Source organism: Streptomyces sp. NBC_01716 (genome assembly GCF_036248275.1).
Taxonomy (GTDB): Bacteria; Actinomycetota; Actinomycetes; order Streptomycetales; family Streptomycetaceae; genus Streptomyces.
Map to the genome: position 1 here is coordinate 7,844,618 of NZ_CP109181.1, position 21,467 is coordinate 7,866,084.

Below are 21,467 nucleotides of genomic sequence, written 5' to 3' on the forward strand. Positions count from 1 at the left end.
AGGGGAAATCGGGGGTCAGACAGGGGTGGTGGTGACAGGGGCGGCCCGCCAGGTCAGGCGGCGCCCGCTCGCCGGGTCGAAGAGATGCAGATGCCGGGGCTCGGCGGTGAGATGAACCGGGTCGCCCACGCGGAGCCCCAGTGGCCGTGGTCCGCGCAGGCACAGTCGCGACTCACCCGCCAGGAGGTGTGCGACTTCCTCGCTGCCGAGGTTCTCCACGGCGCGCACGACGCCGCGGATACCGGTGTCCCCCGGGGCCCTCACGGTGAGGTGTTCCGGCCGCACGCCCAGGGTCACCGGGCGCTCGGGAATGCCGGCGTCGATCCCGAGCGGCAGGTCGATGCCGGCGCCGCGCACGGACAGCACACCGTCGACCGCGTGTACGGTCGCATCGAGGAGGTTCATCGCAGGCGAGCCGAGGAACCCCGCGACGAACGCCGAAGCGGGTTCGTCGTAGACCTGCTCCGGGGTGCCCACCTGCTCCACCCCGCCGTCGTTCAGCAGGACGATCTGGGTCGCCATGGTCATGGCTTCGACCTGGTCGTGCGTGACATAGACGAACGTCGCACCCAACCGCCGGTGCAGAGCGGAGATCTCGGCGCGGGTGGTGGACCGCAGCTTCGAGTCCAGATTGGACAGCGGTTCGTCCATCAGGAACGCGCCGGGATCGCGCACCAGCGCACGGCCCAGCGCCACCCGCTGGCGCTGGCCGCCGGAGAGCTCCCTGGGCCTGCGGTCCAGCAGGCCGTCGAGGTCGAGGACCGTGGCGACCTCGTTCACCTTGGCCCGGATCTGCGCCTTGGACCGTCCTTGCGCCCGAAGAGGGAATCCGATGTTCCGCGCGACCGAGAGATGCGGATAGAGCGCGTAGCTCTGGAACACCATGGCCAGATCGCGACGTTGCGGCGGGGTGTGGGTGATGTCGCGGTCGTCGAGCAGCACGCGGCCGCCGGTCGGCGGCAGCAGGCCCGCGATCATCCGCAGCAGAGTCGACTTGCCACAGCCGCTCGGTCCCAACAGGACCACGAACTCACCGTCGGCCGCGTCGAGCCAGACGTCGTTGACCGCGGTCACCGAACCGAAACGCCGGGTCAGTCCTTCCAGTTGAATACGGCTCACGGATACGCGCTCCCTCTTCGTGTTCCGGCGAATGCCGCCGGGAGGCGAGTGCAACAGCCATCCGTGTACGGCCGGTGAACGGAAATGGCCGCGACAGGGTCAATGAATTGCCGTCACATAGGCGCTGAGCTGGGACGACAGTGAAACATCCGTTGCGCGGACACAATCGGCGATCGGGAAACGCAATCGGGCGAGAGGGAATGAGCCGCCAACACGCCGGTATTTCACCTACGCGTCTTCCTCGGACGGAAGACCGATTCCCCGGGGCGGGAGAGACTTTCCGGGGGTAATGCTCTGTCCCGGAGTCGCACCGATTCTCGTAGGCCCCTCGCTCCGGGAACACCGATGCCCGGCCCCACGGTCACGGGCCGGGCATCGGTCTCGGAAGTGAGTGCTACGCCGGGAGTTGGGCCTCGATCGCCGCGATGACCTCAGGGGCCTCGGGCTCCGTACGGGGACGGATACGGCCCACGACCTCACCCTCCGGGGAGATCAGGAACTTCTCGAAGTTCCACTGCACGTCACCCGCCTCGCCCTCGGCGTCGGCCCGCTCGGTCAGCGCCGCGTACAGCGGGTGCCGGTTGTCGCCGTTGACCTCGGACTTCTCCAGCAGCGGGAAGCTCACGCCGTACGTCGTCGAGCAGAACGTCTCGATCTCCTCGGCGCTGCCCGGCTCCTGGCCCGCGAACTGGTTGCAGGGCACGCCCACCACCGTGAGGCCCCGGTCGCCGTACGTCTGCTGGAGCCGCTCCAGGCCCTCGTACTGCGGAGTGAGACCGCACTTCGACGCTACGTTCACCACCAGCACCGCGCGGCCCTTGTACGCGGCCAGGGATGTGGGCTCACCGCTGAGGGTGCGCAGCGGGATGTCGTACACAGTCATCAAGATCTCCTAGGAGCAGTCGGTCCACGCGATCCCCACCATTGTCGCGCTTCACCCGCCGAGCTTGCGGAACAACCCCTCCTGGACGACTGAGACCAGAAGCCGGCCCGAGCGGTCGTAGATACGGCCCCGGGCCAGACCCCGCCCGCCGGTCGCGATGGGCGACTCCTGGTCGTACAGGAACCACTCGTCCGCCCGGAACGGCCGGTGGAACCACATCGCGTGGTCCAGCGACGCCATGTCGTACCCGCGCGGCCCCCACAGCGGCTCGACGGGGATACGGACCGCGTCCAGCAACGTCATGTCGCTCGCGTACGTCAGCGCGCAGGTGTGCACCAACGGGTCGTCGCCCAGCGGGCCCACCGCCCGCATCCACACCGCGCTGCGCGGATCGGCCTCACGGATCTCCTCCGCCGTCCAGCGCAGCCGGTCCGCGTAGCGGATGTCGAACGGCTGACGGCGCGCCATCCGCTCGAACGCCTCGGGCAGCCCGCCCAGATGCTCACGGACCTCGTCGGCCACCGTCGGCAGCGACTCGGGGTCCGGGAAGTCGAGACGCGGTGGCAGCTGGTGCTCGAAGCCGCCCTCCTCCGGGTGGTGGAAGGACGCCGTCAGATTGAAGATCGTCCGCCCCTCCTGCACCGCCGTGACCCGGCGCGTGGTGAACGACCGGCCGTCGCGCACCCGCTCCACCTGGTAGACGATCGGCACGCCGGGCGTGCCCGGCCGCAGGAAGTAGGCGTGCAGCGAGTTGACCGGCCGGTCGTTCTCCGTGGTGCGCCCGGCCGCGACCAGCGCCTGGCCGGCGACCTGGCCGCCGAAGACCCGTTGCAGCGATTCGTGCGGGCTGCGCCCGCGGAAGATGTTGACCTCGATCCGCTCCAGATCGAGCAGATCGACCAGCCGCTCGGCGGGATTCGTCATGGTTCTCGTTCTCCACAGATCTCGTTCGGCGGGGGAGGGGTTCTCAGACGCCCGACAGCTGTCCCACCGAGGTGACGCGGACCACGGCCCGGCCCTCCTCGTCGGACGCGGCGAGATCGACCTCCGCGCTGATGCCCCAGTCATGGTCGCCGTTCGGATCGGCGAACGACTGCCGGACCCGCCACAGGCCGTGGGCCGGGTCCTCCTCGATACCGAGCAGCTTCGGACCCCGCGCGTCGGGGCCGGTGCCCAGCTCCTCGTACTCGTCCCAGTAGCCGTCCATCGCCTCGCCCCAGGCGTCCGCGTCCCAGCCCGATTCGGCGTCCAGCTCGCCCAGCTCGTTCACCCTGTCGAGCGCCGCCAGCTCCACCCTGCGGAACATCGCGTTGCGCACCAGGACCCGGAAGGCACGGCCGTTCGCGGTGACCGGCTTGACCTGGTCGGCCTTCTCCCGCGCCTCCTCGGCGGTCTCCACCTCCGGATTGGCCAGCTGCTCCCACTCGTCCAGAAGGCTGGAGTCGACCTGACGCACCATCTCGCCGAGCCAGGCGATCAGGTCCTCCAGGTCCTCCGACTTGAGGTCGTCGGGGATGGTGTGCTCGAACGCCTTGTACGCGCCCGCGAGATACCGCAGCACGATGCCCTCGGTGCGCGCCAGCTCGTAGTGGGAGGTGAACTCCGTGAAGGTCATGGCCCGTTCGTACATGTCACGGATCACGGACTTCGGCGACACCGGGTGGTCACCGACCCATGGATGGCTGGTGCGGTAGACCTCGTACGCGTGCCACAGCAGCTCTTCGAGGGGCTTCGGATAGGTGAACTCCTGGAGCCGCTCCATCCGTTCCTCGTACTCGACGCCGTCGGCCTTCATCTGCCCGATCGCCTCGCCACGGACCTTGTTCTGCTGCGCGGCGAGGATCTGCCGGGGATCGTCCAGCGTCGACTCCACGACGGAGACCATGTCCAGCGCGTACGAGGGCGAGGCCGGGTCCAGCAGTTCGAACGCGGCCAGCGCGAAGGTCGACAGCGGCTGGTTGAGCGCGAAGTTCTGCTGGAGGTCGACGGTGAGCCGGATGATGCGGCCCTCGGCGTCCGGGGTCTCAAGCCGCTCGACCACACCACCGTCCAGCAGGGAGCGGTAGATGGCGATCGCGCGCCTGATGTGCCGCAGCTGCTGTTTGCGCGGCTCGTGGTTGTCCTCCAGAAGACGGCGCATCGCCTCGAAGGCGTTGCCCGGCCGCGCGATGACCGACAGCAGCATGGTGTGGGTGACCCGGAAGCGGGAGGTCAGCGGCTCCGGGTCGGAGGTGATGAGCTTGTCGAACGTCGTCTCCGACCAGGCGACGAAGCCCTCGGGGGCCTTCTTGCGGACCACCTTGCGGCGCTTCTTCGGGTCGTCGCCCGCCTTGGCGAGCGCCTTCTCGTTCTCCACGACATGCTCGGGTGCCTGCGCGACGACGAAGCCCGCCGTGTCGAAACCGGCCCGGCCCGCGCGGCCCGCGATCTGGTGGAACTCACGGGCGCGCAGGGTGCGTACGCGCGTGCCGTCGTACTTGGTGAGAGCCGTGAACAGCACCGTACGGATGGGGACGTTGACGCCGACGCCCAGCGTGTCCGTACCGCAGATCACCTTCAACAGACCGGCCTGCGCCAGCTTTTCGACGAGTCGGCGGTACTTCGGCAGCATTCCGGCGTGGTGCACCCCGATGCCGTGGCGTACGTAACGGGAGAGATTGCGGCCGAACTTGGTGGTGAACCGGAAGTTGCCGATCAGGTCGGCGATCCGGTCCTTCTCCTCACGCGTGCACATGTTGATGCTCATCAGCGACTGCGCGCGCTCGACGGCCGCCGCCTGTGTGAAGTGCACGATGTAGACCGGCGCCTGACGGGTCTCCAGCAGTTCGGTCAGCGTCTCGGTGATCGGGGTGAGCCGGTACTCGTAGCTCAGCGGCACCGGGCGCGTCGCCGAGCGGACCACGGAGGTCGGCCGGCCCGTACGGCGGGTCAGGTCCTCCTCGAACCGCGACACGTCGCCGAGCGTCGCCGACATCAGGATGAACTGCGCCTGCGGGAGCTCCAGGAGCGGGATCTGCCAGGCCCAGCCCCGGTCCGGCTCCGCGTAGAAGTGGAACTCGTCCATCACGACCTGGCCGATATCGGCCTGCTTGCCGTCGCGCAGCGCGATGGAGGCCAGCACCTCCGCCGTGCAGCAGATGACCGGCGCGTCGGCGTTCACGGACGCGTCGCCGGTGAGCATGCCGACGTTCTCCGTACCGAAGAGCTTGCACAGGTCGAAGAACTTCTCCGACACCAGCGCCTTGATCGGGGCGGTGTAGAAGGTGACCTTGTCCTCGGCCAGCGCCGTGAAGTGCGCACCCGCCGCGATCAGGCTCTTTCCGGAGCCGGTGGGGGTGGAAACGATCACGTTGGCCCCGGAGACGACCTCGATCAGCGCCTCCTCCTGAGCCGGATAGAGCGTGATGCCCTCGCCCTCGGCCCATGACGAGAAGGCCTCGAAGAGGGCATCGGGGTCGGCATCCGGCGGCAGCTGATCGATAAGGGTCACGCCCCCATCTTGCCTGCCTTGCGCCCGGAAGCGGGAACCGGACGATCGGCGGAAGATCACTACCGGTACGCTGCTCTGTCAACTGGGCCTTGGGGGGTGTCTTTTGGGTCAGGCCGGATCAGGGAGCGGGGTCTGGTGCGTGCGGTCGCAAGGCGGAGGAGGGAGTCGACGCGGAGTGTCGGCGACTGACGACAACGCGGCGAGTGTGCGCACCAGGGCTCGCGAGCCCGGCAAGACCCGAAAGACACCCCCCAACCGCAACGGTGGTGGGCCCATCGTACGTACCACCACAGCGACGACGGGGCGGGGAACGATCATGCGGGGACGACCATGATGGGGCCGGCGCACTCCCTGTCGGGAGCGGCGGCCTGGCTGGGGGTGGGAGCCGCCGCCGCGGCGGCGGACCGCGCCATGCCCTGGCCGGTGCTGGTCGTGGGTGCGCTGATCTGCGCGGGGGCGGCGCTCGCCCCCGACCTGGACCACAAGTCGGCGACGATCTCGCGGGCGTTCGGACCGGTGTCCAAGGCGGTGTGCGAAATTGTCGACAAGCTGTCGTTCGCCGTCTACAAGGCGACAAAGAAACCGGCGGACGCCCGCAGGACCGGCGGCCACCGCACTCTCACCCACACCTGGCTCTGGGCCGTCCTGATCGGCGGCGGCGCCTCCGCGATGGCGATACTCGGCGGGCGCTGGGCGGTGCTCGCACTGCTCTTCATCCATATGGTGCTCGCCGTCGAGGGGCTGCTCTGGCGGGCGGCGCGGGTCTCCAGCGACGTGCTCGTCTGGCTGCTCGGCGCGACGAGCGCGTGGATCCTGGCCGGTGTGCTGGACAAACCGGGCAACGGCGCGGACTGGCTCTTCACGGCCCCCGGCCAGGAGTATCTGTGGCTGGGGCTGCCGATCGTCCTGGGCGCGCTGGTGCACGACATCGGCGACGCGCTGACGGTGTCGGGCTGCCCGATCCTGTGGCCGATCCCGGTGGGCCGCAAGCGCTGGTACCCGATCGGCCCGCCGAAGGCCATCCGTTTCAGGGCCGGGAGCTGGGTGGAGCTGAAGGTGCTGATGCCGCTGTTCATGCTGCTCGGCGGGGTGGGCGGCGCGGCGGCGCTGAACGTGATCTGACGGGCGGGCGCCGTACTCACAGTACGTGAGCAGGCAGGAGTCCCACAGCGTGATCCCGGGGCGTACAGCGCGCGGTCACGCCGACGCGGCCTTTCCGGCTGTTCTCCCGGACTACTCGCGCAGGTCTTCTCTGATCATGGCGACGAGGCCATTGACCGTGGCCAGGGTGGAGCGCTGCTCGGCGGCGTCGTCGGCGGGGAAGCGCGCGAGCAGGTCGGCGGACTCCTCCGCGGCCCTGAGGGCCTCGGCCGGGCGCAGCCACCGCAGGTTGTCGGCGACGAGATAGAGCGCCGCGGCGACGCCGCGGTAGTGGGAGGGGGATTCGGCCGCCAGGGCGCGCCAGAGCGTGGCGGCCTCCCGCGCCGCGTCGGCCGCTTCCGCGGCCCGGTCGGTGCCGGTGAGTTTGTCCGCGAGGTAGCGCAGGGCGAGGCCGAGTTGGTAGCGGTGTTCGGCACTGCCCTCCCGGGCGGCGCAGCGCCGCCAGACGCGTACCGATTCCTGGCCCGCGTCGACGGATTCCCGCCGGCGTCCCAGTTCCCACAGCGACTGGGACAGGAACCTCGCCGTGACGGCGAGACCGAGCTCGTGCGCGGCGGGGTCGCGCCGCACCAGGCGGCGGTACGTCTCGGCGATCCGCTTCATGACGCGCACGGCCTGGGGCCGGGCCATCCGGTGGTAGGGGTTGCCGCCCTCGGAGGGATCCAGTCCGGCGAGTTCCGCGGTCATCGAGGTGAGCGCGCCCGCCAGGCTCGCGTTGAGGGGCCTCGTTCCGTCGGCCCATGTCTCCCGTGCCGCCTCGTCCAGATACGCCACGGCTTCGTCCCACCGGCCCGCCCTCGCCAGAAGGACGCTCGCTTCGACCAGCACGCCGTTGATGTCGGAACGGCCGATGAGGTCGTCGTCCCCCGCGTAGGAAATCTCGTCCGAGGTTCTGAGGAGGTGGACGATGCTGCGGTGCAGGCTGAGCACATCCTCCGTGTTCGCCGACGCGTCGAGCATGCCGCGGAGGGCCATCAGGGCCCTCAGCAGCGCGGACGCGCGCCCGGAGGTGTTGCCGTGGGCCAGGCGCCCCAGCACCTGCACAGCCATGCCGCGTCCCGTCGCCGCCCCGGTGGCCCGTTCCTGTACCCACACGAAGCTCATCGCATGGGCCATGACCCCGAACCAGGGATCCTTGTCCCCGCCCGCTTCCGGGTTTCGGCGGCTCAGCTCGGCGGCCTCGCTGAGTACGTCGATGGCTTCCTCGGCCCGCTCCAGTCTGAGCAGCACCGCACCCTGGGTGGAGAGCGCGAAGACCAGGTCCCGCACATGGTCGTCCGGAGCCTCGGTGGCCAGTCGGCGGGCGATCCCGACCGCCTCGTCGGCCAGCGCCCTTGCCTGCCCGGACTGTTGTCCGGCCAGGGCCGTGGCGGAGGTCACCAGCACATAGGGCAACTGGTGAGCCCATTCTCCGGGATCCGCGTCCGCCAGCCGGCGGGTCAGCTCGACCGCCTCCAGCGCCGCTCCCACCGCCGCGTCGGACGGTCCGAGCCGGGGAACGAGGAAGGCGGACGCAGTCAGTGCCGCCACCAGGTTCCCCTGGTGTTCGGCGGGGCTCACCGCCGCCAGTCGGCGGAAGAGCTCGATGGCTTCCCGGAACGCGGCCGCTGCCTGATCGACCCGCGCCGCGTCGGCCGCGGGATTCGCCAAGGGGTCCCGCGCCCACGGCTCAAGGTCGGCGAACACCAGAGCCATGGCCAGTTCGAACGACGCCTCCGCGAAGAGGGCTTCGAAGTCCGATGGGTTCGAGGCGGCGACCTCCCGATACAGCCGTACCGCCTCCGCGAAAGCGGGGGCGGCCTTCTCGGCCCGGCGAGCCTGGTCGAGTCGCTGCCCCAACTCGCGGTGGATCCGGGCCTGTTCACCGGGATCGGCGGAGGCCGACAGGCGCCGAGGGGCGAGGCGTTCGGTGAGGTCGGCCGCAGCCGCCGCGAGTTCGCCGCTCTCACCGACATCGTCCGGCAGGCGCGCGTAGAGGGCTTCCAGCGTGGTGAGCAGATGGGGCCAGCGGTGGCTGGCGGCGGTGAGGAAGGCGAGGGCGCGGGGGGCGTAGGGCGGCAGGGAGTCGGACTCCTCCCCGTCACCGCCGGGCAGGGCGGGCAGCAGGAGTTCAGGCATGCCGGCGGCCCATGGATCGGCGGCGTGGTCGGTCAGTCGGTGGCCCGGGAGGGACAGCGCGAGAAAGTCCTCGGCGAGGCGGTCGGGGTAGAGAGGCTCCAGGACGGTGTCGGAGGCGCCGGGCGGATAGCAGTACGCGTGGTCGGTGAGCAGACGGTCCGCGTCGGCGCCGAGTCCGGCGCTCTCCAGTGCCCCCTTCGCTTCCCGGTAGGGGAGCGGTCCGGTGAGCGCCGCGACGAACGCCGTGCGGGAGATCTCCGCCGTGCTGGAACCGAGCGCCCCCGTCTCGTGCAACGTGTGCCAGTGGCGGCGTTCCCTGTCCAGCAGATAGGCGGTCAGACCGGTCATGTCCGGTGCGGTGGCCGCGGCCGCGGTGTGGGCGTGGCGGTCCACGGCCGCGAGCGCGGCCAGATGGACCGCGAGCGTCAGCCCGAAGTCCGGTCCGCTCAGTTCGCCCGGCGGCTGGATGTCGTTCGCGGGCATGCCGTAGAGGTCCGCGAAGGCGTCGCGCGCGGCGAGGAACATGCCATGACGCTCGCCCTCGCCGACGTTGCCGCCGCCGTGGCTCAGGGGCGGCAGGGCGTATGTCGACACATCGGCCCGGAGGTCGGCGACGGAGGCGCGCACGGCGGGCCAGGAGTCCCGGCTGCGGGCCAGCAGCAGAACCCGCGCCTGGTCGGTCACCTGGTGCAGAAGGGTGTTGCTGAGCAGCCACGTCAGATGGGCCACCGGCCACCGGTCGGCGTAGTCGACGACCAGGAGGACACCGGGGCGGGTGTCGGTGCGCAGGTCCTGGCTCCCGGGCGGGGGGTGGGCGACGCCGGGTCCGCGTGCGGCGGTCGCCACGGTCCAGTCGGCCGCTGCGGACTCCCTCGCGAACCGCGCCGCCAGTCGGCTCTTGCCCTGGCCGCCCGGAGCGTGCAGCCACCGGACAGCGAGGCGTGGCCCGCCGTCGCGCCAGCGGCGAAGGCCGGACAGCGCGTCCTCGCGCCCGGTGAAGCCGACGACCTCGTACCGCGCGTTCAACATACGGCTGGGCAGGTCCAGCAGCCAGGACGGGTCCGGCCGGGGCTCGGGGCACCACTGCTGAAGGACGTACAACGGCACGCCGTCGCCGAACACATGGATGTCCGCGCCGATACAGCCGTAGGCGAAACCGTTGACCGCCTGCACGGTCTGCTCCTGGGAGAGCTTCAACGGCGGTCCCCGGTACGAGGAGTGTCCCTGTCGTCGATCACCTTGCTGCCCGGCCTCCGCATCAAGTCCCCCGTCATCACGCTGAGTTCGCGTACTTCACTTGGTGACGAGGATATAGCCGGCCCGCGCCCGTCGACCCGTGCCCACCGGCCCGCGTCATCGAAGACGCGGCCCCGGCCGTGTGCTCAGTCGTGCCAGGAGCGCCACAGCGCCGCGTACGCGCCGTCAGCCGCCACCAGTTCGTCGTGACTGCCCAGTTCGCTGATCCGGCCCTCCTCGACCACGGCGATCACGTCCGCGTCGTGCGCCGTGTGCAGACGGTGCGCGATGGCCACGACCGTACGGCCGTCCAGGACCTTCGCCAGTGACCGCTCCAGATGCCGGGCCGCGCGCGGGTCGAGCAGTGACGTCGCCTCGTCCAGGACCAGCGTGTGCGGGTCGGCCAGCACCAGTCTCGCCAGCGCGATCTGCTGTGCCTGCGCCGGTGTGAGCGTCGCCCCGCCGGAGCCGACCTCGGTGTCGAGTCCGTCGTCGAGCGCGCGGGCCCAGCCGTCCGCGTCGACCGCCCCGAGCGACGCCCACAGTTCGGTGTCCGCCGCGTCCGCGCGGGCGAGCCGCAGATTGTCGCGCAACGAGCCCACGAAGACGTGGTGCTCCTGGTTGACCAGCGCGACATGACTCCGTACCCGCTCTGCGGGCATCCGCGACAGCTCGGCCTTGCCGAGAGTGATCCGGCCCGTGCGCGGCCCGTAGATCCCGGCGAGCAGCCGCCCCAGCGTGGACTTGCCCGCGCCGGACGGTCCGACCAGCGCGACGCGGGTGCCCGGCGCGACGTCCAGCGTCACCTCGTGGAGTACGTCGACGCCTTCGAGGTAACCGAAGTTGACCTGGTCGGCGCTGACGTCGCGGCCGTCCGGCACGACCTTCTCGTCACCGTCGTCGGGCTCGATCTCGCGTACGCCGACGAGCCGGGCGATGGACACCTGCGCCACCTGGAGCTCGTCGTACCAGCGCAGGATCAGACCCACCGGGTCGACCAGCATCTGCGCGAACAGCGCGCCGGTCGTCAGCTGTCCGACGGTGATCCAGCCCTGGAGCACGAAGACACCGCCGCCCACCAGCGTCGCCGCGAAGATCGTGACGTGGGTGAGGTTGATGACGGGGAAGAGCACCGAGCGCAGATAGAGCGTGTACCGCTCCCATGCCGTCCACTCCTTGACGCGCTGGTCGGACAGCGCCACCCGGCGGCGGCCGAGGCGGTGCGCCTCGACCGTCCGCCCGGCGTCGATCGTCTCGGCGAGTACGGCGGCCACCGCCGCGTAACCGGCCGCCTCCGAGCGGTACGCCGCCGGCGCCCGCCTGAAGTACCAGCGGCAGCCCACGACCAGCAGCGGCAGCGCCACCACCACCGCGAGCGCCAGCGGCGGCGCGGTGACGCCCAGCGCGCCGATCAGCAGCGCGGCCCACACGAGGCCGATCGTGAGCTGCGGTACGGCTTCGCGCATGGCGTTGGCGAGCCGGTCGATGTCGGTGGTGATACGGGACAGCAGGTCGCCGGTGCCCGCCCGCTCCAGGACGCCCGGCGGCAGCCGTACCGACCGTACGAGGAAGTCCTCGCGCAGGTCGGCCAGCATCTCCTCACCGAGCATCGCGGCGCGCAGCCGCATCATCCGGGTGAAGACGGTCTGGATGATCAGCGCGCCCGCGAAGACGGCGGCGGTGCGCTCCAGATGGAGTTCCCCCGCTCCCTTGGCCCCCTCGGACAGATCCTCCACGACGCCGCCGAGCAGATACGGCCCCGCCATGGAGGCGATCACCGCGACCGCGTTGGCTGCGACGAGCAGGACGAACGCCTTGCGGTGCCGCCGCAGCAGCTCCATCACATAGTTCCGCACGGTCGCCGGGCGGGCGACGGGCAGGGTCGTGGCCGACTCAGGGGCCGCCGGGTCGTACTCCGGTGGTGCCACGCCGATCATGCGGATTCCTCGATCTCTGCCAGTTGTTCGTGTGTCTTCAGCGGTGTCGGCACCTGCGCGTCCTCGCCGGACCCGGCCCCCGCCGCCGCGTCGGCCTCCTCGTCCGTCCGGCGTGTGACGACGCTCAGATAGCGCGGGTCGTCCCGCAGCAGTTCCCGGTGCGACCCCACGGCCGCGACCTTCCCGTCGTGGACGAACACCACGGTGTCCGCCTGGTCGAGCAGCAGCGGCGACGACGCGAACACGACGGTCGTACGGCCGCTCCGAAGCCGCCGTACACCCGCCGCGATCCGCGCCTCCGTATGCGAGTCGACGGCCGACGTGGGCTCGTCGAGGACGAGCACCTCGGGGTCGGCGACGAGCGAGCGGGCGAGCGCGAGCCGCTGGCGCTGCCCGCCGGAGAGCGACCGGCCGCGCTCGGTGATGCGTGAGCGCAGCGGATCGCCGCTGCCGTCCACCGACGCCTGGACCAGCGCGGCGAGCACGTCGTCGCACTGCGCGGCGTCCAGCGCGTCCCGGGGCTTCACGGCGTGGGACGCGGGCACGTCCAGCAGCTCCGTGAGTGTCCCGGACAGCAGCACCGGATCCTTGTCCTGTACGAGGACGGAAGCGCGCGCCGAGTCCAGCGGAAGGTCGTCGAGCGCCACCGGACCGAGCAGCACGGAAGCGCTCTTCTCCTCCTCGGTGGCGTGTCCGCCCAGCCGTTCGGCCAGTCGCCCGGCCGCGTCGGGATCGCCGCACACGACGGCGGTCAGCTGTCCGGCCGGGGCGAGCATGCCGGTGGCCGGGTCGAAGAGGTCGCCGGTGGGCCGGGCGTCGTCCAGACCGCCGCGCTCGTCGTCGTAAGAGGTCCGCTCCAGCCGCAGCACACGGGCAGCGCGCTTCGCCGAGGGACGCGAGAAGGAGTACGCCATCGCGATCTCCTCGAAGTGCCTGAGCGGAAAGAGGAGAAGGGTGACCGCGCTGTAGACGGTGACCAGTTCGCCGACCGAGATCCGGCCGTCGCCCGCGAGGACCGCGCCGTACCAGACCACGGTGATCAGCAGGATTCCCGGCAGGAAGACCTGGATGGAGGAGATCAGCGCCCACATGCGGGCGCTGCGGACGGCTGCCCCGCGGACCTCCTGGGAGGCTTCCCGGTAGCGCGTGAGGAACAGCTCCTCGCCGCCGATGCCGCGCAGCACCCGCAGCCCCGCCACGGTGTCTGCGGCCAGCTCGGTCGCCCGGCCCGCCTTCTCGCGCTGGATGTCGGCGCGCTGCGTGGCCCGGGGGAGCAGCGGCAGTACGGCCAGGGCGAGCACCGGCACCCCGATGGCCACGACCGCGCCGATCGACGGCAGATACAGCACGAGGCCGACGCACACCACGACGACCGCGATGGCGGCCGCCAGGAAGCGCGACAGCGCCTCGACGAACCAGCCGATCTTCTCGACGTCACCCGTCGAGACGGCGACCACCTCGCCGGCCGCGACCCGGCGGGTCAGCGCCGACCCCAGCTCCGCGGTCTTGCGGGCCAGCAGCTGCTGTACACGGGACGCGGCGGTGATCCAGTTGGTCACCGCCGCCCGGTGCAGCATCGTGTCGCCGAGAGTGATCGCGCACCCGAAGAGGGCGATGACCAGACCGGCCAGCGCGAGCCGCCCGCCCGAGCGGTCCACGACGGCCTGTACGGCGAGCCCGGCGCCCAGCGGCAGCCCCGCCACGCCCAGCTGGTGCAGCAGCCCCCAGGAGAGCGATTTGAGCTGGCCACGCAGCTGTCTGCGCCCGAGCCAGTACAGGAAGCGCGGTCCTGACCGGGCGTCGGGTCTCCCCGGATCGGAGTACGGAAGATCGCGAATCTGCATGACGTCCCAGTGAGTCGTGGAGTGGCCCAAACCGTCCAAGGTTGTGCTTACGGCACGGTCCGGGGCAATCGATTATTCGCTTCTCGGCCACGACTCCTCGGGAGGCTTCTCCGAATCCGTACCGGGGCGGGACTTCTTCCACTCGCCGCGGGTGAAGTCAGGAACCTGCTGCGGCCGGCCGCCCGCCTTGATGGACGCGTGGCTGAGCGGCACGGGGGCGGTCCAGGTCGCCGCGTCGTAGACGTCGAAGTCGGGCACCAGACCGAGCCGGACGCACTGCATCAGCCTGAAGACCATGATGTAGTCCATCCCGCCGTGCCCGCCCGGCGGATTCGCGTGCTCCTTCCACAGCCAGTGGTCCCACTCGGCGTACGCGCCGAAGTCGCCCCACTCGTCGTTCGCGTGATCCGGCTCGATGTGGATGCGCTCGGGGTAGTCCTCGAACACGCCCCTCGTGCCGCCGAGACTGTTGATACGGCTGTACGGGTGAGGCGTCGAGACGTCGTGCTCCAGCCGGACCACCCGGCCCTTGGCCGTCTGCACCAGACTGATCGTCCGGTCGCTGTTGACGTAACTCTCCTTCCAGCTGGCGTCGCCCGGCGGCATGTTCTCCTCGCGGTACTGGGCGAGGGAGAGCGCGGGCGTACCGATGCTGGTGATGCTGACGGCGCGGTCACCGCGGTTGATGTCCAGATAGTTGGCGACGGGGCCGAAGCCGTGGTTCGGATAGAGGTCGCCGCGGAGCCTGGTGTGCCACAGCCGGCGCCAGGGGCCTTCGTAGTAGTCCGGGTCGAACATCAGGCCGCGCAGGTCGTGGTTGTACGCGCCGGCGCCGTGCAGCAGATCGCCGAACAGGCCCGCGTGCGCCATCCGCAGGACGCGCATCTCGTTCTTGCCGTACACGCAGTTCTCCAGCTGCATGCAGTGGCGCCGGGTGCGCTCGGAGAGGTCGACCAGCTTCCACAGCTCGTCGAGCCGCATCGCGATCGGACACTCCACGCCGACGTGCTTGCCGGCCAGCATGGCGGTCCTGGCCATCTCGAAGTGGAAGTCCCACGGAGTGGCCACGTAGACGAAGTCGACGTCGCCGCGCGCGCAGAGCTGTTCGTAGTCGTGCTCGTCCTTCGTGTAGACGGCGGGCGCCGGCTGCCCGGCCTTGACGACCTTGGCGGCAGCGCCGAGCGCCTTGTCCCGCACCGTGTCGCACAGGGCGACGACCTGGACGCCGGGCACCGCGAGGAACAGATCGATCATGCTGCCGCCGCGGTTGCCGAGGCCGATGATGCCGACGCGGACCGTCGAGCGGCCTTCGAAGGGCACACCGGCCATCGTGCGGCCCTGGCGCTCGGGGACGGCGGATCCGTCGCCGTCGGGGGCGGCGGCCTGTGCGGCCGCTCCCGCTCCGGCCGCCGGCGTGGGCTCCGCGGCGGCGGTGCCGGTGCCCAGGGCGGTGAGTCCGAGGCCGGCGCCGGCGACGCCCGCCGTCGTCCTGAGAGCGGAACGGCGGCTCATCGAGCCGCCGTTGTCGTTGTCCATGTGGTCGTTCGCGTCGTTGTCCGCGTCGTTCTCGCCGGGGTTCTGCGGTGCTGCGTCGTTCATGAAGCCTCCAAAGGAGCTGACGTGCGCGGCGGAATTGAACCTCGGGGAGGACCTTGGTCGGTGGGGCTGGTGATGCGCAAGGGGACCAACAGCCAGGCCCGTCGGCCCCGTTCGGCGAACCGGCTCAGCAGCGCCGGTCCGGTACGCCGTCCACCGGCCCGCCCACCAGCGCGGACAACAGCACGCCGAGCGTGGCGCGCTGATCCGCCGTCAGCGGGGCCAGGATGTCCTCGGCGGCCTTCTTGCGCGCGTCGCGCAGCGCCCGCAGCACGCCGCGACCGGTGTCGGTGAGCTCGATCCGGATCACCCGGCGGTTGGCCGGGTCCGGGGCGCGGCGGACGCAGCCGCTCGACTCCAGGCCGTCGACCAGGCTCGTCACGGCGCGGGGCACCACTTCCAGACGCTCGGCGAGATCCGCCATGCGCGGCGGACTGTCGTAAAAGGCGACCGTGCGCAGCAGACGGGACTGCGCGGGGGTGATCCCGATCGGCTCCAGATGGCGCTTCTGGATGCGGTGGAGCCTGCGGGTCAGCCTCAGGAGCTGTTCGGCCAGCAGGCCGTCGGCGTCGGGGGTGCTCATGGCGGAATAATAACAGGACCTAGTGCATTGTGAAGCTAGGTAACAGTGAGCTATGCTCTTCAAGCATTTCCTGTACTTCCTGAAACTCCCGTAACTCCTGAACTCCCGAATCCTTCGAAGGAGCCCATGAAGTCCGAACTGTCGACCTGGAAGCCCTCGGCCCGCACCCTGGAGCCGGCGCAGCCCGAGCCGCCGGCCCAGCTGCGCCGCATCTTCCGGCTCTTCCGCCCCTACCGCGGCAGGCTCGCCGTCGTCGGCCTGCTCGTCGGTGCCTCGTCCCTCGTGGCCGTCGCCTCGCCCTTCATGCTGCGCGAGATCCTCGACACCGCGATCCCGCAGGGCCGCACCGGGCTGCTCAGCCTGCTGGCCCTCGGCATGATCCTCACCGCCGTCCTCAGCAGTGTCTTCGGCGTCATCCAGACCCTCATCTCCACGACGGTCGGCCAGCGCGTGATGCACGATCTGCGCACGGCCGTCTACGCGCAGCTGCAGCGCATGCCGCTCGCGTTCTTCACCCGCACCCGCACCGGCGAGGTCCAGTCCCGGATCGCCAACGACATCGGCGGCATGCAGGCGACGGTCACCTCCACCGCCACCTCGCTCGTCTCCAACCTCACCGCCGTCATCGCCACCGTCGTCGCGATGCTCGCGCTGGACTGGCGGCTGACGGTCGTCTCGCTGCTCCTGCTGCCGGTGTTCGTATGGATCAGCCGTCTCGTCGGGCGTGAGCGCAAGAAGATCACCCTCCAGCGGCAGAAGCAGATGGCGACGATGGCCGCCACGGTCACCGAGTCGCTGTCCGTGAGCGGCATCCTCCTCGGCCGCACGATGGGTCGCGCCGACTCGCTCACCAAGTCCTTCGCCGAGGAGTCCGAGCAGCTCGTCGACCTCGAAGTGCGGTCGAACATGGCGGGGCGGTGGCGGATGTCCGTCATCGGCATCGTCATGGCCGCCATGCCGGCGGTCATCTACTGGGCGGCCGGTTTCGTCCTCCACTCCGGCGGCACCGGCGTCTCCATCGGCACGCTCGTCGCCTTCGTCTCCCTCCAGCAGGGCCTCTTCCGCCCGGCCGTGAGCCTGCTCGCCACCGGCGTGCAGATGCAGACGTCGCTCGCGCTCTTCCAGCGCATCTTCGAATATCTCGACCTGCCGGTGGACATCACCGAACCCGAGAAGCCGGTCCCGCTGGACAAGGTCCGGGGCGAAGTGCGCTTCGACGGCGTCGACTTCAGTTACGACGAGAAAGACGGCAAGACCCTCCAGGGAGTCGACCTGACCGTTCCGGCGGGCGGCAGCCTCGCTGTCGTCGGCCCGACCGGATCGGGCAAGTCGACCCTCAGCTATCTCGTGCCGCGTCTGTACGACGTGACGGGCGGCCGGGTCCTGCTCGACGGGGTCGACGTACGCGACCTGAGCTTCGCCACCCTTGCCCGCGCGGTGGGTGTCGTCTCGCAGGAGACGTATCTCTTCCACGCCTCGGTCGCCGACAACCTGCGCTTCGCGAAGCCGGACGCGACGGACGAGGAGATCGAGACGGCGGCCAGGGCGGCGCAGATCCACGACCACATCGCCTCACTGCCCGACGGGTACGACACGCTGGTCGGCGAGCGCGGATACCGGTTCTCCGGTGGCGAGAAACAGCGCCTCGCGATAGCCCGCACCATCCTGCGCGACCCGCCGGTCCTGGTGCTCGACGAGGCGACGAGCGCGCTCGACACCCGTACGGAACACGCGGTTCAGCAGGCCATCGACGCGCTCTCCGAGGGCCGTACGACCATCACCATCGCGCACAGGCTCTCCACGGTGCGGGACGCCGACCAGATCGTCGTCCTCGACGCCGGGCGAATAGCCGAGCGCGGCACGCACGAGGAACTGATCGACCACGACGGCCGGTACGCGGCACTCGTCCGCAGGGACGGCAGGCTGTCGACGGCGCAGGCGGCGTCCGAGAACGCGCGCGCCAGCGCGGCCTGACCGACCTGCGCGCTTTGTCCGGGTTAGCGTGCCCGCATGACGAACGAGCCCCCACGCGCGGCATCCGGGCGGAGGCCCCGACTGACGCGCCGTGGCCGACTGGTCCTGATCACGGCGGCGGTGGTGGCCGTCGCGGTGGCCGTGCTCGTGCCGGTGCTGCTGACGACCGGGGAACCACCCGCCGAGGAGAAGAAGACGGTGTCGCTGCTCGTCCCGGAGGGACGACGGGCCACCGAGGTGTACGCCTCCGTCGACAAGGTTCTCGGTGTCCCGTCCGGTACGGCCGCGAAGGCGGCGACCGGCGCGGGGCTCCAACTGCCCGGCGCCGCCCGCCGCAACCCGGAGGGATATCTCTTCCCGGCCACCTATCCGGTCGAGGCCGGAGCGACCCCGGCCGGCCTCCTCGGCTACATGGTCGACACGGCACAGGAGCGCTTCGGCGCCGAGCGCATCACCGAGGGCGCGCGGCGCAACGGCATGACGGTCTATCAGACGGTGACGATCGCCAGCATCGTGCAGGCCGAGGCCGACACGGCCGCCGACATGGGCCGGGTGGCGCGCGTCGTACACAACCGACTGGCGCGGGACATGCCCCTCCAGATGGACTCGACCCTCAACTACGCCCTGAACCGCAGCACGTTGGACACCACGCACTCCGACACGAAGACCGAAAGTCCTTACAACACCTACGAGTTGAGAGGTCTGCCGCCCACGCCGATCGGCAATCCGGGGGAGATGGCGATGAAGGCGGCGATCAGCCCGACACGGGGCGACTGGCTCTACTTCGTGACCGTGGCACCGGGGGACACCCGCTTCACCGCCGACTACGCGGAACACCGGAGCAACGTGGCGGAGTTCAACGCGAACAGAAGCTCCGCCACGCCGTAGCCCGCCTGTTCAGACGAGGACGGGCTCGTGCTCCAGCAGCGCCCGGATGTCGCGTACGGCCGCACGCCCCGCACGATTGGCGCCGATCGTGGAGGCCGAAGGCCCGTACCCGACCAGATGGACCCGCTCGTCCCGTACCGCACGCGTGTCCTCGACCCGGATACCGCCGCCCGGCTCCCGCAGTCCCAGCGGTGCCAGATGGTCGATCGCCGGACGGAAACCGGTGGCCCAGAGGATCACGTCCGCGTCGGCATGCCGTCCGTCGTCCCAGACCACACCCGACGGGGTGATCCGGTCGAACATCGGCAGCCGGTCGAGCACACCCCGCTCGCGCGCCCGGCTGATCGCCTCGTTCACCGGCAGCCCGGTCACCGAGACCACACTCTGCGGCGGCAGCCCCGCCCGTACCCGCTCGTCCACCAGCGCGACGGCGGCCCGGCCCTGTTCCTCGCCGAACGGCCCCTCCCGGAAGACCGGCGGCCGGCGCGTGACCCATGTCGTCTCCGCGGCCACGTCCGCGATCTCCATCAAGTGCTGTGTCCCCGATGCCCCGCCCCCGACGACGACCACCCGCAGCCCGGCGAACGCGGCGGGCCCGGGGTAGCCGGACGTGTGCAGCTGGCGGCCACGGAAAGTCTCCTGCCCGGGGTAACGCGGCCAGAAGGGCCGGTCCCAGGTGCCCGTGGCATTGATCAGCGCCCGCGTCGACCAGACACCCTCCGACGTCTCGACCCGCAGCCGCCCGCCGTCGCCCGCACGTACGGCCGCCACATCCACCGGCCGCCGGACGCGCAGGCCGAAGCGGTCCTCGTACGCGGTGAAGTACTCACCGATCACCTCGGACGAAGGACGGCTCCCATCGGCGCCGGTCAGCTCCATGCCGGGCAGCGCGTGCATCCCGTGGATCTTCTCGTACGTGAGTGAGGGCCAGCGGAACTGCCAGGCGCCGCCGGGCCGAGGGGAGTGGTCGAGCGTGACGAAGTCCCGGTCGGGCACGAGCCCGGAGCGCCGCAGATGGTAGGCGCTGGACAGGCCGGCCTGCCCCGCGCCGATGACCACGACGTCCACGTCCCGTATGTCCCGTGCCTCTGCCACCCCGGAATCGTTCACGCTTCTGCCAACAGCCGGGGTTGCGCGGATCATCCCGCACGCACACCCGCCCGTGAGGCGGCAGGATGGAGCCATGCCCGACGCCTTCACCACCAGGATCGTGAACGTCGCCACCGGCACCGACGAGACCGTGACGGACCTGACGCACCTGTGCGAACGGTTCCTCCGCGAGACCGCCGCCGGCCGCGACGGCCTCCTGCATGTCTTCGTCCCGCACGCCACGGCCGGCGTGGCCCTCATCGAGACGGGTGCGGGCAGCGACGACGACCTGCTCGCCGCGCTGCACACCCTGCTCCCGGCGGACAACCGCTGGCAGCACCGCCACGGCTCCCCGGGCCACGGCCGCGACCATGTCCTCCCGGCCCTGGTGCCGCCCCACGCGACGCTGCCGGTGCTCGCAGGCCGCCTGGAGCTGGGCACCTGGCAGTCGGTCTGTCTGGTCGACACGAACACCGACAACCCGGACCGGAAGGTACGGCTGAGCTTCCTAGGCTGAGCGGGCGGGCGCGCCGCCGGCCACCGGATACGAAACGAAAGCGAACCGCCGGGAGTCGGGACTCCAGCTGTTGACGTTGATCGTGCCCTGACCGCCGAACAGCGGCACGCGTGCCAAGGGCGCGGACCAGTCGGAGGTACCGACGAGGACCAACTCCACGTCGAGGTCAGCGGGATGGCCGACCGTCCCCGCCGGATACCGCAGACAGACGGCAAGACGGCCGTCCGGTGCGAGATGCGGGAACCAGTCCACGGTGTCGGTCGAGAGCAGCCGCTCGACCTTCTCCGGGGACGGGTCCTCGCTCGGCACCCTGGCCAGTTGGGCGTGTCCGGGTATCGCCGCCCAGCGCTCGGTGTTGAAGTAGATCCATTCACCGTCGGGAGACCATTCGGGACCGTCCACATGGCCACCGCCCGTGTCCACCACCGTGACCGGACCGCCGTCCGAGTCGATCAGAGCGAGCCTGCCCGGACCGCCGGCCCCGTCGATCCGTACGAAGCCGAGCCGCTTCCCGTCCGGCGAAACCCCGTGCAGGAAGTGCTGGACCCCCTGCTCGTCCGTGACGCGGCGGTGGCCGCCGCCGGCCAGCGGCCCGTGGTAGATGTGCCCGTCCGTCGCGGACATGAAGACGGCCTCACCGCGCGGATCGAGGACATGGTCGTTGTTGAGAGCCGGCAGCCCCTCGTACGCGACACGACGCGGTGCGAGCGGGGAGTCGAGGGAGAAGGCCCAGAGCGCGCCGTCCCCATTCAGATAGAGCGTGCCGCCGTCGGCTCCCCAGTTGGGCGCCTCGAAGGACATCCGGTCGAACTCGGCGATGACGGTGGCCGAGAGGGACGCCACGTCGAACACATGGATCCGACAGGTGCGGCCCGCCCCCGGATCTCGCGGGGGACCCGACGGGTCCCGCCCGACGGGATGTGCCGTCTCACGGGGTGAAGGTGTGGTCATCTCCGGAAACTCCTCAAGTCGCGGGCAGGTGTCCACCCTGCCCGGTGCGGCTCGGCCGCGGGCGACGAGGCCGTGTCCGCC

General features: G+C 70.6%; 15 protein-coding genes. 4 read left to right on the top strand and 11 right to left on the bottom strand.

Annotated features, from left to right (window positions below; all coding sequences use genetic code 11):
• Window positions 1–15 precede the first annotated feature (15 nt).
• From OIE74_RS34885 to OIE74_RS34900, 4 genes are all read right to left on the bottom strand, one after another.
• The gene (locus tag OIE74_RS34885; protein ID WP_329390937.1) at window positions 16–1,119 is read right to left on the bottom strand and encodes an ABC transporter ATP-binding protein; all 1,104 of its coding nucleotides are present in this window, start codon (window positions 1,117–1,119) and stop codon (window positions 16–18) included.
• 394 nt (window positions 1,120–1,513) lie between these two features.
• A complete protein-coding gene (locus OIE74_RS34890) occupies window positions 1,514–2,002 on the bottom strand; it encodes a glutathione peroxidase (protein ID WP_329390939.1) in 489 nt (162 codons plus the stop codon).
• 51 nt (window positions 2,003–2,053) lie between these two features.
• Window positions 2,054–2,926, bottom strand: a complete 873-nt coding sequence (locus OIE74_RS34895; protein WP_329390942.1) for an acyl-CoA thioesterase — start codon at window positions 2,924–2,926, stop codon at window positions 2,054–2,056.
• Window positions 2,927–2,969: 43 nt separating this feature from the next.
• Window positions 2,970–5,492, bottom strand: coding sequence for a DEAD/DEAH box helicase (locus OIE74_RS34900; protein WP_329390944.1), 2,523 nt, complete (start codon window positions 5,490–5,492; stop codon window positions 2,970–2,972).
• 330 nt (window positions 5,493–5,822) lie between these two features.
• On the opposite strand from OIE74_RS34900, the gene OIE74_RS34905 reads away from it, so the two are divergent.
• Window positions 5,823–6,614 carry a metal-dependent hydrolase gene (locus OIE74_RS34905; RefSeq protein WP_329390947.1) on the top strand — a complete coding sequence of 264 codons (792 nt, stop codon included), beginning with the start codon at window positions 5,823–5,825 and terminating at the stop codon, window positions 6,612–6,614.
• A 111-nt stretch (window positions 6,615–6,725) separates the two neighbouring features.
• Here the strand turns inward: OIE74_RS34905 and OIE74_RS34910 are convergent, their stop codons facing one another.
• The 5 genes from OIE74_RS34910 to OIE74_RS34930 all read right to left on the bottom strand — a co-directional run bounded on the left by OIE74_RS34910 (window position 6,726) and on the right by OIE74_RS34930 (window position 15,967).
• Entirely contained in the window at window positions 6,726–9,968 is a 3,243-nt protein-coding gene (locus tag OIE74_RS34910; RefSeq protein ID WP_329390949.1) for a hypothetical protein, read from the bottom strand.
• A 185-nt stretch (window positions 9,969–10,153) separates the two neighbouring features.
• Entirely contained in the window at window positions 10,154–11,944 is a 1,791-nt protein-coding gene (locus OIE74_RS34915) for an ABC transporter ATP-binding protein (RefSeq protein WP_329390951.1), read from the bottom strand.
• The gene (locus OIE74_RS34920) at window positions 11,941–13,788 is read right to left on the bottom strand and encodes an ABC transporter ATP-binding protein (protein ID WP_329390953.1); all 1,848 of its coding nucleotides are present in this window, start codon (window positions 13,786–13,788) and stop codon (window positions 11,941–11,943) included. Before OIE74_RS34920 ends, OIE74_RS34915 begins: the two co-directional genes overlap by 4 nt.
• A gap of 72 nt (window positions 13,789–13,860) precedes the next feature.
• Window positions 13,861–15,324 carry a Gfo/Idh/MocA family protein gene (locus OIE74_RS34925; protein WP_329392542.1) on the bottom strand — a complete coding sequence of 488 codons (1,464 nt, stop codon included), beginning with the start codon at window positions 15,322–15,324 and terminating at the stop codon, window positions 13,861–13,863.
• A gap of 187 nt (window positions 15,325–15,511) precedes the next feature.
• Entirely contained in the window at window positions 15,512–15,967 is a 456-nt protein-coding gene (locus OIE74_RS34930) for a MarR family winged helix-turn-helix transcriptional regulator (RefSeq protein ID WP_329390955.1), read from the bottom strand.
• A gap of 126 nt (window positions 15,968–16,093) precedes the next feature.
• On the opposite strand from OIE74_RS34930, the gene OIE74_RS34935 reads away from it, so the two are divergent.
• Both OIE74_RS34935 and mltG read left to right on the top strand, forming a co-directional pair.
• A complete protein-coding gene (locus tag OIE74_RS34935; RefSeq protein WP_329390956.1) occupies window positions 16,094–17,941 on the top strand; it encodes an ABC transporter ATP-binding protein in 1,848 nt (615 codons plus the stop codon).
• 36 nt (window positions 17,942–17,977) lie between these two features.
• Window positions 17,978–18,829, top strand: a complete 852-nt coding sequence (gene mltG / locus OIE74_RS34940; RefSeq protein WP_329390959.1) for an endolytic transglycosylase MltG — start codon at window positions 17,978–17,980, stop codon at window positions 18,827–18,829.
• A 9-nt stretch (window positions 18,830–18,838) separates the two neighbouring features.
• Here the strand turns inward: mltG and OIE74_RS34945 are convergent, their stop codons facing one another.
• Window positions 18,839–19,906: an NAD(P)-binding domain-containing protein gene (locus OIE74_RS34945; RefSeq protein WP_329392543.1), complete on the bottom strand. Its 1,068-nt coding sequence runs from the start codon at window positions 19,904–19,906 to the stop codon at window positions 18,839–18,841.
• A 106-nt stretch (window positions 19,907–20,012) separates the two neighbouring features.
• Here OIE74_RS34945 and OIE74_RS34950 point away from each other — a divergent pair, with 106 nt between their 5' ends.
• Window positions 20,013–20,435 (top strand): YjbQ family protein, encoded by a 423-nt coding sequence (locus OIE74_RS34950; RefSeq protein ID WP_329390961.1) that lies wholly within the window; start codon window positions 20,013–20,015, stop codon window positions 20,433–20,435.
• Here OIE74_RS34950 and OIE74_RS34955 read toward each other — a convergent pair.
• Window positions 20,427–21,386: a TolB family protein gene (locus tag OIE74_RS34955; protein ID WP_329390963.1), complete on the bottom strand. Its 960-nt coding sequence runs from the start codon at window positions 21,384–21,386 to the stop codon at window positions 20,427–20,429. The two genes, OIE74_RS34950 and OIE74_RS34955, sit on opposite strands and share 9 nt — an antisense overlap.
• Window positions 21,387–21,467 lie beyond the last annotated feature (81 nt).